Source organism: Myxococcota bacterium (assembly GCA_035498015.1).
In the GTDB taxonomy this organism is placed as follows: domain Bacteria; phylum Myxococcota_A; class UBA9160; order SZUA-336; family SZUA-336; genus VGRW01.
This window is the reverse complement of the sequence record DATKAO010000143.1, coordinates 1-12,205: the sequence shown is the minus strand read 5'-3', so window position 1 is coordinate 12,205 and position 12,205 is coordinate 1. Positions and strand designations below refer to the sequence as shown.

The following is a 12,205-nucleotide window of genomic DNA, read 5'->3' as shown; positions in this document are numbered from 1 at the left end:
ACGACTCCGAGCAGAGTGGCTGCATGGGCCACGCGAGCGACAGGATTTCCAGAACGACCGGGCCGAAGTCTAGCTCGTCGCCTGCGTAGCGCCCGAGCTCGAGATCCTCCGGGTCGAGCTCGATTCCTCCCTCTGGAACCTCGTCCGGATTCTGCGCGGGCTCGAGCAGGAGTTCCAGCGGCTCGGAGATCTTCAGGCCGACTGGATCGCCGCAGCGCGAGCAGCGCAGGGCGATCTCCCCCTGGATCCGGCCGCGGAACAAAAGCCGGTGGCCCAGCCGGTAGCCGTCGAACGACGCCACCAGCGGCGCCACGAGGCGGGCGTCGGGGTCGCGGAACATGTCGCGCACGCCGTTCCACCACTCCGCGTCCGCCACGAGCTGGAACGGGCGCGGAGTCTCCTGGACGGCCTCGCGCCGGACGGTCAGCTGGGACATCGGTCGCTCCTTCCGCGCGAACGGGGGCGCGTCGGGGAAAAGCCCACCCAAACCGCGGATTTGCCCACGATTAGGTCGCCGCTCCCGGGTTGTCAATTCGGCGCTGCGACCCCGGCCGGCGTTCCCTAGACTGCGGCCCGATGTCGGTGGTTACACGGTACGCACCGAGCCCCACGGGCGCGCTTCACATCGGCGGCGCCCGCACGGCGCTCTTCAACTGGGCGTTCGCCCGGCACGAGGGCGGGAAGTTCCTGCTGCGCATCGAAGACACCGACCGGGAGCGCTCCACGCTCGAGTCCGAGAAGCTCGTGCTCGAGGCGCTGGAGTGGATCGGGCTCTCCTGGGACCCGGTCCCCGGCACGAGCGGCATCCCCCGCCAGTCGGAGCGCGGCGCGCGCTACCGCGAGGCGATCGCGGAGCTGCTGGCGCGCGGGCACGCCTACCGCTGCACCTGCACCGAGGCCGAGGTCGAGGCCATGCGCGAGCGCGCGCGCGCCCGCGGCGAGAAGCCGCGCTACGACCGCACCTGCCGCAACAAGCAGCTGGGTCCCGACACCGCCCTGCCCTTCGCGGTGCGGCTGCGCGTGCCTGACTCGGGCGGACTCACGCGCTGGGACGACCTGGTCGCGGGTCCCGCGGGCGAGGACGCTTCCGAGCTCGACGACTTCGTGATCGCGCGCAGCGACGGCTCTGCGATCTACCACTTCGCGGTCGTGGTCGACGATCACGACATGGGAGTCACTCACGTGATCCGCGGCCGCGAGCACATGACCAGCACGCCGCGTCAGCTCCTGATCTACCAGGGCATGGGCTGGGAGCCGCCCCTGTTCGGCCACGCGCCGCTCCTGATCGAGGCCGGCGGCAAGAAGCTCTCCAAGCGCGCCGACTCGGTGTCGGTGCAGAGCTACCGCGACCGCGGCTTCTGTCCCGAGGCCGTGCTGAACTACATCGCGCGGCTGGGCTGGGGGCACGGCGATCTCGAGATCTTCTCGCAGGACGAGCTCGCCCGGCTGTTCACGCTGGACGGCATCGGCCAGTCACCCTCGCAGGTGCACGACGACAAGCTGCTGTGGCTGTCGCAGCACTATCTGAAGTCGCTGCCGCGCGAGAGACTCCTCGCCCACCTGCAGCGCTTCCTCGACGCCGAGGCGCGCCGGCCCGTGCCCGTGGACGACGGCCTCGCACGCCTGGTCGACCTGTTGCGCGAGCGCAGCAAGACGCTGGTCGAGATGGCCGCGCTCGCGCGCTTCTACTACGTGGACGAGCTGACACTCGACCCGAAGGCCGCCGCGAAGTTTCTGACCCGCGAAGTCGCGCCGCGGTTGACGGAGCTGCGCGCCGAGCTGGAACGCGTTTCAGCCTGGGAGCGCGCAGCGCTCGAGCTCGCCTTCCAGAAGGTGATCGCCGCACACGCGATCGAGCTCGGAAAGCTCGCGCAGCCGGTGCGCGTGGCAGTCACCGGCGGAACGGTCAGCCCGCCGATCTACGAGACGCTCGAGGTCCTGGGCAAGGACCGGACGTTGCGCCGGCTGGCCGAGGCACTCGCGTCGATCTCCTGAGCGAGTGTCGATGGTTGGCGGACTAGGATTCGAACCTAGATTAACGGGGCCAGAACCCGTTGTCCTGCCGTTAGACGATCCGCCAACAAGCCATGCGCGCGTGACCCGAGCCACGCTCAGGCCGCGGAATATACGCGGTCGCGGCGCCGGAGCAATCGGATCGGCCGCCTCGAATAGATCTTGGGGGCGGGCGTCTACTCATCGGACGACACGCACCCACCCGGGTCCGCGAGGGGTCATCGGCGAGAGCCGACGGCATTCCGCGAGCCAGACCCCACTCCCTCTGAAAGGCTTGCTTCTCGCGGACCCACTGGGTGGTGTCGGACCAAGAAGCCTTATTTCTCCCTCCAGACGACACGAAACGGGGTTCGGCTCAGGCCGGACCCCGTTTTGATTGGCTTCGCTCGCCTGCGGCTCGCTGCGCGTGCCTTCGGCACTTGCGGCCTCGCTCAGGGCGGCCTTCGCTCGGCCTCGCTCTTTCGTGCGGCTTGCTCGCGAGGATCGGACGGACGGAATCCCTACTCCTGGTCCGCCGTGCTCGAGCACTGGCCGATGCCTCGGCCGAAGGTGAACTCGGCGGGCTCGACGACCAGGTTGTGGCCGATCGAGCCGGCGTCGCGCGCGTCGAAGGCCAGCCACACGGGCGCGAGCACTCCGTACAGGAGCGAGCCGCCGAGCAGGCCGGTGAAGGCGAGCGGGCGCATCACGAACACGTCGAACGACTCCGGGTAGTGGCAGTCGTCGAGTGAGTCCTCGTAGCCGACGGCGCGGGCCGAGGTCGGCACCACGGCGAGCAGGCCGGTGAGCACGACGGCGGCGGCGATGGTGTGGATGAGCTTGCGCATGAGAGTCCTCCTGCCGGCGGAAAGTCCGCGGGCGTCCCGGACTCCATCGGCCCGCGGCGGGCCAACTTGACGGCTCAGATCGCGAGCGACTCGCCGGCGCGATACACGGCGCGCAGGCTCAAATCGGGTCCGAGCACGAGCAAGTCCGCGTCCGCACCTGCGGAGATACTGCCCTTCCGGGCGCCGAGACCCAGCACCGAGGCCGGCACCGCGCTCGCCATGCGCACGGCGGTCGCGAGCGGCAGGCCGGCCAGGCGCACGGCGGTGCGCACGGCGTCGAGCAGCGGAATGGCGCTGCCGGCGAGGCTTTCCCCGGTGGTCGCGAGCCCGCCGGGGTGGATCTCGGCGTCGAGCCCGCCCATGCGATAGCGGCCCGGCGGCAGGCCGGTCGCGGGCGTGGCGTCGGACACGAGCGCGACCGCCTCCGCGCCGCGCAGCTCGACCAGCGCGCGCGCGAGCTCCGGGTGCAGGTGATGGCCGTCGAGGATCACGCTGCCGCGCAGGCGCCGATCGACGAGGAACGCGCCCACCAGGTTGGGCTCCGACACGCGCCGGCCGAGCGCCGGGTCGAGCACACGCGCCGGCCAGTCACTCGCGTTGCCCACGTGAGTCACGAACGAGAGACCGCGCTCGATCGCCGCGCGCACCTCGGCCAGGGTCGCGCGCGAGTGACCCGCCGCCACCACCGCGCCCGCGCGCGCGAAGCGCTCCACGGCGGCGAGCGCGCCTTCGCGCTCGGGCGCGAGAGTCACCATGCGGGTCGCGCCCTCGGCCACGTCGAGCAGCCGGCCCACGCGTTCGGGCGTGGGATCGCACAGGTGCTCGGCCGCGTGCGCGCCGCGCTTGGCGTCGGCCAGGAACGGCCCTTCGAGGTGGATGCCCAGGATCGGCCCGCCCGGCGACACGTCGCCGAGCAGCCGCGCGAGCGCGCGTTCCAGCGCATCGAGCGGCGCGCTGACGAGCGTGGCGAGCAGGCTGGTCGTGCCGGCGCGCAGGTGGAAGTCGGTCGCGCGCCTGCGCGCCGCGGGGTCGGGATCGTCGTAGGCCGCGCCCGCGCCGCCGTTCACCTGCAAGTCGATCAGCCCCGGCACGAGCGTGCCGTTCTCGTGCCGCACGTCGTCGGAGCGCGGCTCGACGCCGCCCTCGACCGTCTCGATGCGGCCGCCCGCGCAGCGCACCCGCGCCCGCGCCAGCTCACCCCCGGGAGTGAGTGCGCGCGCCGCCCAGATCGAGAGCGCGCTCAACCCCGTGCGAGCGCGAGCATCGCGTCGCCGGCGACGGCGATGCACGCGTCCATGTTCTTGTCGATGTCGAGCTCCGCGGGTCCGGGCCAGGGCGCGCGGTCGGACACCACGCAGATGCAGCCGGCTTCGAGCCCGTAGAGCGACGCGAGCGTGAGCAGGATGCCGCTCTCCATCTCGCAGTTCTGCACGCGCGCGTCGCGCATGGCCACCAGCCGCGCCTCGAGCTCGGGCGGCCGATAGCCGCCGAACGCCATGCTCTCGATCGCCCCGCCGGCGCCCAGCACGGCATTGCGCGCGTAGAAGGCGTCGAGTGACCAGGTGACTCCCACGGCGTGTCTCACGCCGCGCGCCTGCGACGCCGCGACCAGCGCGCCCACGACCCGCCAGCTCGCCACCGCGGGATACTCCGGCAGCACGTAGCTCTTCGAGGTGCCGTCGTCGCGCACGGCGCCCGTGGTGATCACGAGATCCCCGAGCCCGAGCGACGGCTGCAGCCCGCCGCTGTTCCCGACCCGGATCATGCGCCGGGCTCCGATCTTGGCCAGCTCCTCCACCAGCACTGCGGTGCTGGGCGCGCCGATGCCCGTCGAAGCCGCGGCCATGCGCACGCCGTCACGCTCGCCGACCACCACGCGGTACTCGCGCAGGTTCAGGATCTCGCGCGCCTTCGCCCAGCCCTTGGCGATGCGCGGCACCCGCGCCGGGTCGCCGCACAGGAAGACGTTCTCGCCCACCGCCCCGCGCCGCAGCCCCGTGATCGGCTGCCCGGGTTCCTCGCTCATCCCCACGCCCTCGCGCCTTGCGTCTAGAGGGCCGGAATATAGGCGGCGTTGACTGGGCGCGCGCCCCCACCTACAGTGCGCGCCCACGCGGTCCCTTCGTCTAGAGGCCTAGGATATCAGGTTCTCACCCTGGAGACACGGGTTCGACTCCCGTAGGGACCGCCACTGAGTCGCAGACACGTTGCGTGACTCACTCGCCGCGAATCACTCGCCTCGGGCGCAGCTTGCGCAGCGCGCCCAGCGCGAGCAGCGCCAGGCCGGCCGGCTCGGGTACGGTCTCGATGGCCGAGATCCTCGCCGTGAGCGGCTGGCTGTGGGTCGAGAAGAAGCCGAACTGGATCACCACGCGCGCGATGTGCTGCAGGTCCGGGGGGTCGTAGGGCGAGGACACGAAGCTCGCGAACGGGAGGTCGATCACTCCGGGGGCCGCGGATGGACCGACCTGGGCTTCTGCGAACGACTGGGCGGTGTCCGACGTGAGCAGGGTCGCGGACACCGCGAGCTCGGAGCTCGCCTGAACCACGAACCGCAGGCGATCGACCGTGCCGCCTTCCGTGAGGTCCATCGGCACGGTGAGCGCGTAGTCCAAAGTCCAGATCGCCGCGCTGCAGCAGAAGCTCGAGGCGATGTCTGCCCCCGCCCCTGCCGCGCCGATCGCGATCGAGTCGGAGCCGCTGCTCGACGGGTCGCGAGTGAGGATCACCGTGCGGGCGCCGCCGAGGGACCCCCCTCCGGTCGCCACCGTCCCCTGGGCGACGGAGGAGCCGGTGCCCGCGGATAGAGTCTGTGGGGTAGTGAGATCGTCGATCACCACGGCCTGCGCGACGCCAGCGACGACAGTCAGGCTCACTGCGACTGCGATTCCAACGATGCGTGTCATGGGGCACACACTACCAGAAGACAGTCCGAGAGGGGTGACTCGGTGGAATGATGAGAGCGGACTCATCGAGTCAGGCTGAAGTGTCGCCCTTCAAGTGACTCGCCGGCGCCGCCCGAGGAGACTCGCTCGCTGGATCGGATCGACCACGCCTCGAACGCCGCGACGAAGTGCTCCTGGTTGTTCGAGGCGGCGTTCAGCACCGCGCGGTTGTCCGCGCCAGTCAGCGTGTCGAGCTCCAGCACCACGGCCGCGTCCTGCAGCGTCGCCCCGCAAGTCGCGATCGGCGGCGGGAGGGCAGTCGGTCCCTCGGCGCCCGGGTTGCAGTCCACGGTCTGGAAGTTTCACGCTCGCGCTCGCGTTCGGGTTGGGGAACGGCGAGATCTGCGCCGACGCGGCCGCATTCCCGAAGCTGCCCGGCCCAGTACCCGCGACGCTGCCATTGACGGTGGCCCCCCTTTCCGCCGCTTTTTCGGTAGGCCTGGGTGAGCTCGTGGGAGATTGTTCAAATCGCTCGCGCGCGCGAGTCAGTGCGCGGCCCCGGCTCCGGCACGGTGGTTGCGAGGAAGGAGCGCATGTCACAGCCCGATCCCCGAGACCCACCCCGCGGAGTTCAGATCGCCCGAGTGGCCGGTATGCCGATCCGGATCCAGGGCTCATGGATCTTCATCTTCGCGCTCGTGCTGTGGAGTCTGTCGGCCACCTATCTGCCTTCGCGCTTCCCAGAGATCGGTCGCACGACGGCGTGGATCGCGGGGCTGTTCGCGACACTGGGGTTCTTTGCCTCGCTGCTGGTGCACGAGCTGTCGCACTCGCTGGTCGCGCAGCGCTACGGGATCGGAGTCTCGGGCATCACGCTGTTCCTGTTCGGCGGGGTCTCGCGCATCGAGCAGGAGCCGTCGGACCCGCGCGTCGAGCTGCGCGTCGCCGCGGTCGGGCCACTCACGAGCTTCGCGCTCGCGGGCCTGTTCTGGCTCGCGGCGGCGGCGGCGCGCGGCGGACCGTCGCCGGTCACGGTCGCGGTGCTCGAGTATCTCGCGTACATCAATGCGGCGTTGGGTCTGTTCAACCTGATTCCCGGCCTGCCGCTCGACGGCGGCCGGATCCTGCGCGCGGCGGTGTGGTGGCGCACGGGGTCACTCCCGAAAGCCACGCAGCTCGCTTCGCACCTGGGCAAGGGCTTCGCTCTCGGGCTGATGGTGCTGGGCGCGCTCGAGATCGTGAGCGGCGCCCTGGTCGGCGGCCTGTGGCTCGTGTTCATCGGGCTGTTCCTGCGCGCGACCGCGAGCGCCGGCTGGGAGGAGCTGGTGCTGCGGCGCGCGCTCGAGGGCGTGAAGGTCGAGGACGTGATGATTCGCGCTCCGATCACCGTGAGTCCGGATCTCACGCTGCGCGCGCTGATCGACGAGTGCCTGCTGCGCGAGGGCGTGCGCGGGTTCCCGGTGTGCGAGGGCGACAAGGTCCTGGGCGCGATCTCGCTCGACGAGCTGCGCACCGTGCCGCGCGAGCAGCTCGAGACGAAGCGCGTGCGCGATGCGATGGTGCCGCTGAGCCAGGGCTTGCGCAGCGACGCCCGCGACTCACTGCTGTCCGCGCTGCGCCAGATGGCGCGCGGCCACCGCGCCCAGCTGCTGGTGATGTCGGGCGACCGGCTGGAGGGCATCGTGACTCGCGGCGCCGTGCGCCGCATGCTCGAGGTACGGCGCCTGGTCGCAGTCGCCGACGCCTGAGGCCGGCGCGAGCGACTGCCGCAGCCGGTCCAGCGCGCGCCGCGAGAGGCTCTTGACGGTGCCGAGCGGCGCGCCGAGATCGAGCGCGATCTCGGCTTGGCTCAAGCCGCACCAGTAGGCGAGCTCCAGCACGCGCCGCTGCGGCTCCGGGAGCTGCGAGACGCCCGCGCGCATGCGGCGCGCGGCCCGCCCGGCGGCCACGCGCTCGAATGGCGTGGGCGGCGCCTCGGGCGGGGCCGACTCGTGCCAGCTCGCCAGCAGCCGCGCGGAGCGATGGCGCGCGCGCAGGCGGTCGAGCGCGCGCGAACGCGTCAGCGTGATCAGGAACGAGCTCATCGTGCCGCGCGCCGGGTCGAAGACCTGCGCCCCGCGCAGGAGCGACACGAAGATCTCCTGGACCAGGTCGTCCGCGTCGTCGGGCGAGCCCAGGATCGCGAGCGCCAGCCCGTGGACCAGCTTCGCGTAGCGTTTGTACAGGGCCGAGATCTCCAGCATGCCAATGACTCCTGAATGGACTGATCAGTCCGAAATGAACCGCTCCGCCGCCGGCCCCGCAGTGGAGCGCTTCACATTCCGGACTGGATGGTCTAGTTATGCTCCCGTCATGGCGCGCACCAAGAGCTTCTCGGAGAACGCCGCGCTGGAAAAGGCCCTCGACCTGTTCTGGCAGCACGGCTACCAGGGCATCGGGCTGACCCGGCTGCTGCGCGGCATGGGCATCGCGCGCCAGAGTCTCTACGACACGTTCGGGAACAAGCGGCAGCTGTTCATCCGCACGATCGAGCACTACCGCGACACGCGGCTCGCGCAGGCGCTGGCGCTGCTCGAGCGCGAAGGCTCGCCGACGCGCAACGTGAGAGACGTGGTGCGCTTCTTCGAGCAGCTCGCGCTCGACAAGCGCGCGCGCGGCTGCTTCGTGGCGAACTCACTGGTCGAGCTCGGCCCGCACGACGCCGAGATCCGCAAGCTCCTGGCCGACACGCTGGGGCTGCTCGAGAACGCGATCGTCAAGACACTGCGCCGCGCTCAGAGCGTCGGCGAGCTCTCCGGCAAGCGCTCGCCGCGCGCGATCGCGCGCGCGCTGACCAACGCGCTGGTGGGCATGGCGGTCACGGGCAAGCTCGCGCAGAGCCGCGCGACCGTGGAGGACATCTACAACGGAACGCTCGCCATGCTCGGCTGATCCGACTTCGTGACTCGCGCGTAGTTTGTCTGATCCCGGGCAAACACGCGCTGGGACGAACAAGGAGTCACGAACATGAGCAAGAGAATTCGCCTCGCGGCAGCCATCGGGATCGCGGTCGCGCTGTGCGCGAGCAACGCCCGCGCATCGGAGCAGGTGGGCACGCCCCACGACGACGTGCTGATCGGCAGCGACGACGACAACCCGAACGATCCCGAGATCCAGCCCGCGGGAACCGCTGCCAACCAGAGCATGAACGACACGGACGTGCTGATCGGCGGACTGGGCGACGACGTGCTGATCGGCATGCTGGGCAGCGACGTGTTGATCGGCGGTCCGGGCAACGACGTCCTGATCGGCGGCATCGAGCGCGGCTCGCAGCCCAACAGCGACGTCCAGCTCGGCGGCAGCGGCAACGACACCGCCTTGTGGCAGGGCGGCGACGGCAGTGACTCGTTCGACGGCGGCCCCGGCCGCCGCGACGCGCTGGTCTTCGGCACCATCGACCGCGACCCGACCACGAACGTACCGGTGCTCTCGCCGGTGAGCGGCCGCCACGCCCGCACCGGCCTGCCCAGCGCGAACGTGAGCGGCCAGGCCGGCTTCTGCACGCTCGACGCGGTCCAGGACCCGGCGACGCGCGGCTTCGACTTCCTGGTGCGCTTCTTCTCCAAGGCGACCGGCAACCTGCTGGTCACCGTGCGCGTGCGCGACGTCGAGCAGGTGTTCTGCACCGCGCCGGACTCGGCGGCGATCACCTTCGCCGACCTGACCCAGCCCAAGCCCGACTTCGTGGAGGTGTCCGCCGACGAGGTGCGGCGCCTCAACGAGGACGTGAGCCGCATGATCCGCTGAGCCCCGCAACCCCTCGGCGGAGAATGAGCGGGTCGTATCTCGCGAGAGATACGGCCCGCTCAGTCGTCCAGGCGCTTCGGGCGCGCGCCGTGCCGGACCGCACCGTCGACGGGTCCGTAGCCGAGCTCGTCGCCCGCGCGCGCCGCGCGCAGCAACAGCCCGCCGCGGCTCATGTCTCCGCGGCCCACGAAGTCGGGAGGGAAGACGAGTGACTTCCCGAACACCTCGACGAGCGGCGTGACGTACTTCGGCGTGGCGATGCTGCCCAGCAGGACCACCTCGCTGTCGGGGCCGAGCCGGGCGCGCAGCTCGTGGGCGGCGTCGCGCAGCGCGCGCAGGTAGCGGCCGCTCTCGGCGGAGATGCTGACCTGCGCGAAGCTGCGCAGGTCGCCCAGGCCGATGCGCGTCTCGGGCGCGAGCAAGCCGCGGCTCGAGGTGATCACCGATACCCCGGGCGCTCCGGCGGGCGGGCGCGCGAAGCGGCGCGCGTAGCTGAGCTTGCCGCGGAAATACAGCGCGGAGACGAAGCTGAACACCTCGCCCAGCTCGGCGCCCTCGTGGCGCAAGCGCAGCGCCAGCTCGAACGACGCGTCGCCGCGCAGCAAGAGCTTGCCGCGCTGCCCGGCGCAGCTCGCCGGCGAGAGCAGGAACACGCGCGCAGTCACACGCGCAGCGTCGCAGCATCGGGCGCGCCGCGCAACGACTAGAATGCCGGCGTGCAACTCCCGGTGCCCCCGCCGGTCCTGCCGATGCTCGCCAAGCGCGTGGCCCAGATCCCGAGCGGCCCCGGGCTGATCTTCGAGCCCAAGTGGGACGGCTTCCGCGTGCTCGTGTTCCGCGACGGGGAAGAGCTGTTCATCCAGAGCCGCGAGGAGCGGCCACTCGATCGCTACTTCCCCGAGCTGCGTGCCCCCCTGCTCGCGCAGCTCCCAGAGCGCTGCGTGCTCGACGGCGAGCTCGTGATCGCCTCCGAGGGCGGGCTCGACTTCGAGGCGCTGCAGCAGCGCCTGCACCCGGCCGCCTCGCGAGTCACGCTGCTCGCGAAAGAGACCCCGGCCTCGATCGTGTTCTTCGACCTGTTGTGCGAGGGCGACCGCGACCTGCGCGGCGTGCCGTTCCGCGCGCGGCGCGCGGCGCTCGAGCGGCTGCTGGCGCGCGCCGAGCCGCCGCTCCACCTGACTCCCGCGACCGAAGATCGGGCCATCGCCGCCGACTGGTTCCGGCGCTTCGAGGGCGCCGGGCTGGATGGAGTCATGGCGAAGCCCGAGTCGGGCAGGTACGAGCCCAACAAGCGGGTCATGTTCAAGGTGAAGCACGAGCGCGACTGCGACTGTGTGGTCGCCGGCTTCCGCTGGCACAAGAACGGGCGCGATCAGGCGATCGGGTCGCTCCTGCTCGGGCTGTTCGACGACGCCGGGGCACTCCAGCACGTGGGTGTGGCCTCGAGCTTCAGCGAGGCGAAGCGGCGCGAGCTGGTGGCGTTCCTCGCGCCGTACCGCAGCCAGGCGCTTGCCGACCACCCCTGGCGGGACTGGGCGGGTCCAGCCGACGAGAGCAGGCAGCGGCGTCCCGGCGCCAGGAGCCGCTGGAGCCGTGACAAGGACCTGTCGTGGGAGCCGCTGCGGCCGGAGCTCGTGGCCGAGGTCGCCTACGACCACATGCAGGGCACGCGCTTCCGGCACATCGCGCACTTCCGCCGCTGGCGGCCCGACAAGCCGCCGCGCGACTGCAGCTATGCGCAGCTCGAGGTCGTGCCGCCGCACGAGCTGGCGGAGATCTTCGCTTCGGGCGCCTGAGTCACGCGTCGCCGCCGCGCTTGCGCCGGGCCGAGCGCCACGCGCGCGTCGGGTCGTCGTCGGGGTCGGGGGTCTCCGGCGCCGGGCGCTCGGCCTCGGGCACGTGGCGCAGGTTCACGCGCACGCGCGTCCAGGTCGACGAGCGCCCGCGCATGGCGTCGACCAGCACGTCGTCGACGGCGAGTCTCTCCGCGACCCGCGGATGGCGCGCCTTCCAGCGTTCGAGCCCCGCCAGCGCAGCGGCCTTGTCGGGCGAGTTCGCGACCGTGACCAGCGGCAGCTTCACGCGCGCCGGCTTCGCCTTCGCGGCGCCCTTCTTCCGCGACGGAGCCACGCGCGGCGCCTCGCCCTCCATCTTGCGGAAGTGCGGCGGCCAGGGGGCGTCGCCCAGGCCGGCCGCCTCGTCGCGCGCCGCGAGCTCGAGCAGCGGCTCGAGTGACCCGGCCGCCCGGTCGATGCCCGCGTGCGGGTCACCCATCTTCGCCAGGCGCGCCGGCACCGTGAACACGGTGAAGTCCGCCGGCTCGCAGTCCGGCACCTCGGCCCAGGTGAGTGGCGTCGAGACACGCGCGTCGTCGAGCGGCCGCACCGAGTAGGCCGAGCAGGTCGTGCGGTCCTTGGCGTTCTGGTTGTAGTCGAGAAACACGCCGCGCCGCTCCTCCTTCCACCACTTCGAGGTGGCGAGCTGGGGCGCGCGCCGCTCGATCTCGCGCGCGAGCGCCAGCGCTGCCCGCCGGACTTCCCCGAAGGGCCAGCGGGGCGCGATGCGAACGTTGATGTGCATGCCGCGCGAGCCGCTGGTCTTCGGCCAGCCGATGAGCTGGTGGTCGTCGAGGAGTGACTTCACCTCAAGCGCTACGCGCCGCACGTCGGGCCAAGTGACTCCCGGCCCGGGGTC

The 12,205-nt window shown here is 71.4% G+C and carries 13 protein-coding genes, 2 tRNA genes and 1 pseudogene; 6 read left to right on the top strand and 10 right to left on the bottom strand.

The features are described from left to right. On the bottom strand, window positions 1–436 hold a 436-nt coding region (locus VMR86_13110), incomplete at its 3' end, for a DUF177 domain-containing protein (GenBank protein ID HTO07980.1). 140 nt (window positions 437–576) lie between these two features. On the opposite strand from VMR86_13110, the gene gltX reads away from it, so the two are divergent. After that, window positions 577–1,995 carry a glutamate--tRNA ligase gene (gltX, locus tag VMR86_13105; protein HTO07979.1) on the top strand — a complete coding sequence of 473 codons (1,419 nt, stop codon included), beginning with the start codon at window positions 577–579 and terminating at the stop codon, window positions 1,993–1,995. Window positions 1,996–2,006: 11 nt separating this feature from the next. Here gltX and VMR86_13100 read toward each other — a convergent pair. The 4 genes from VMR86_13100 to VMR86_13085 form a co-directional block, all read right to left on the bottom strand. After that, window positions 2,007–2,080: transfer RNA gene (locus tag VMR86_13100), tRNA-Gln, on the bottom strand. 433 nt (window positions 2,081–2,513) lie between these two features. Next, window positions 2,514–2,840 carry a hypothetical protein gene (locus VMR86_13095; GenBank protein HTO07978.1) on the bottom strand — a complete coding sequence of 109 codons (327 nt, stop codon included), beginning with the start codon at window positions 2,838–2,840 and terminating at the stop codon, window positions 2,514–2,516. A 74-nt stretch (window positions 2,841–2,914) separates the two neighbouring features. Continuing rightward, a complete protein-coding gene (locus VMR86_13090; protein ID HTO07977.1) occupies window positions 2,915–4,084 on the bottom strand; it encodes an amidohydrolase family protein in 1,170 nt (389 codons plus the stop codon). After that, the gene (locus VMR86_13085; GenBank protein ID HTO07976.1) at window positions 4,081–4,866 is read right to left on the bottom strand and encodes a nucleoside phosphorylase; all 786 of its coding nucleotides are present in this window, start codon (window positions 4,864–4,866) and stop codon (window positions 4,081–4,083) included. Before VMR86_13085 ends, VMR86_13090 begins: the two co-directional genes overlap by 4 nt. A gap of 89 nt (window positions 4,867–4,955) precedes the next feature. On the opposite strand from VMR86_13085, the gene VMR86_13080 reads away from it, so the two are divergent. Further along, a tRNA-Glu gene (locus tag VMR86_13080) sits at window positions 4,956–5,031 on the top strand. 25 nt (window positions 5,032–5,056) lie between these two features. Here VMR86_13080 and VMR86_13075 read toward each other — a convergent pair. Then, a complete protein-coding gene (locus VMR86_13075; GenBank protein HTO07975.1) occupies window positions 5,057–5,569 on the bottom strand; it encodes a hypothetical protein in 513 nt (170 codons plus the stop codon). Between the two features lie 239 nt (window positions 5,570–5,808). After that, window positions 5,809–6,075, bottom strand: a complete 267-nt coding sequence (locus tag VMR86_13070; GenBank protein ID HTO07974.1) for a hypothetical protein — start codon at window positions 6,073–6,075, stop codon at window positions 5,809–5,811. A gap of 243 nt (window positions 6,076–6,318) precedes the next feature. On the opposite strand from VMR86_13070, the pseudogene VMR86_13065 reads away from it, so the two are divergent. Continuing rightward, window positions 6,319–7,227 (top strand): annotated as a pseudogene (locus VMR86_13065) (site-2 protease family protein). Window positions 7,228–7,323: 96 nt separating this feature from the next. Here VMR86_13065 and VMR86_13060 read toward each other — a convergent pair. Beyond that, a complete protein-coding gene (locus VMR86_13060; protein ID HTO07973.1) occupies window positions 7,324–7,968 on the bottom strand; it encodes a sigma-70 family RNA polymerase sigma factor in 645 nt (214 codons plus the stop codon). Between the two features lie 109 nt (window positions 7,969–8,077). Between VMR86_13060 and VMR86_13055 the strand changes: the two genes are divergently transcribed. Then, window positions 8,078–8,656 (top strand): TetR/AcrR family transcriptional regulator, encoded by a 579-nt coding sequence (locus VMR86_13055; GenBank protein ID HTO07972.1) that lies wholly within the window; start codon window positions 8,078–8,080, stop codon window positions 8,654–8,656. 75 nt (window positions 8,657–8,731) lie between these two features. Continuing rightward, window positions 8,732–9,511, top strand: coding sequence for a hypothetical protein (locus VMR86_13050; protein ID HTO07971.1), 780 nt, complete (start codon window positions 8,732–8,734; stop codon window positions 9,509–9,511). Window positions 9,512–9,570: 59 nt separating this feature from the next. Here the strand turns inward: VMR86_13050 and VMR86_13045 are convergent, their stop codons facing one another. Continuing rightward, window positions 9,571–10,176, bottom strand: a complete 606-nt coding sequence (locus VMR86_13045; GenBank protein HTO07970.1) for a hypothetical protein — start codon at window positions 10,174–10,176, stop codon at window positions 9,571–9,573. A gap of 51 nt (window positions 10,177–10,227) precedes the next feature. Between VMR86_13045 and VMR86_13040 the strand changes: the two genes are divergently transcribed. Beyond that, window positions 10,228–11,307, top strand: coding sequence for an ATP-dependent DNA ligase (locus VMR86_13040; protein HTO07969.1), 1,080 nt, complete (start codon window positions 10,228–10,230; stop codon window positions 11,305–11,307). A gap of 1 nt (window position 11,308) precedes the next feature. Here VMR86_13040 and VMR86_13035 read toward each other — a convergent pair. Further along, window positions 11,309–12,205: DNA primase small subunit domain-containing protein (locus tag VMR86_13035; GenBank protein HTO07968.1), on the bottom strand; the 897-nt coding region annotated here is incomplete at its 5' end.

Coding starts and splice junctions, on each gene's coding strand:
- gltX (HTO07979.1), top strand. CDS start 577: ATGTCGGTGGTTACACGGTACGCACCGAGCCCCACGGGCGCGCTTCAC.
- VMR86_13095 (HTO07978.1), bottom strand. CDS start 2,840: ATGCGCAAGCTCATCCACACCATCGCCGCCGCCGTCGTGCTCACCGGC.
- VMR86_13085 (HTO07976.1), bottom strand. CDS start 4,866: ATGAGCGAGGAACCCGGGCAGCCGATCACGGGGCTGCGGCGCGGGGCG.
- VMR86_13060 (HTO07973.1), bottom strand. CDS start 7,968: ATGCTGGAGATCTCGGCCCTGTACAAACGCTACGCGAAGCTGGTCCAC.
- VMR86_13055 (HTO07972.1), top strand. CDS start 8,078: ATGGCGCGCACCAAGAGCTTCTCGGAGAACGCCGCGCTGGAAAAGGCC.
- VMR86_13050 (HTO07971.1), top strand. CDS start 8,732: ATGAGCAAGAGAATTCGCCTCGCGGCAGCCATCGGGATCGCGGTCGCG.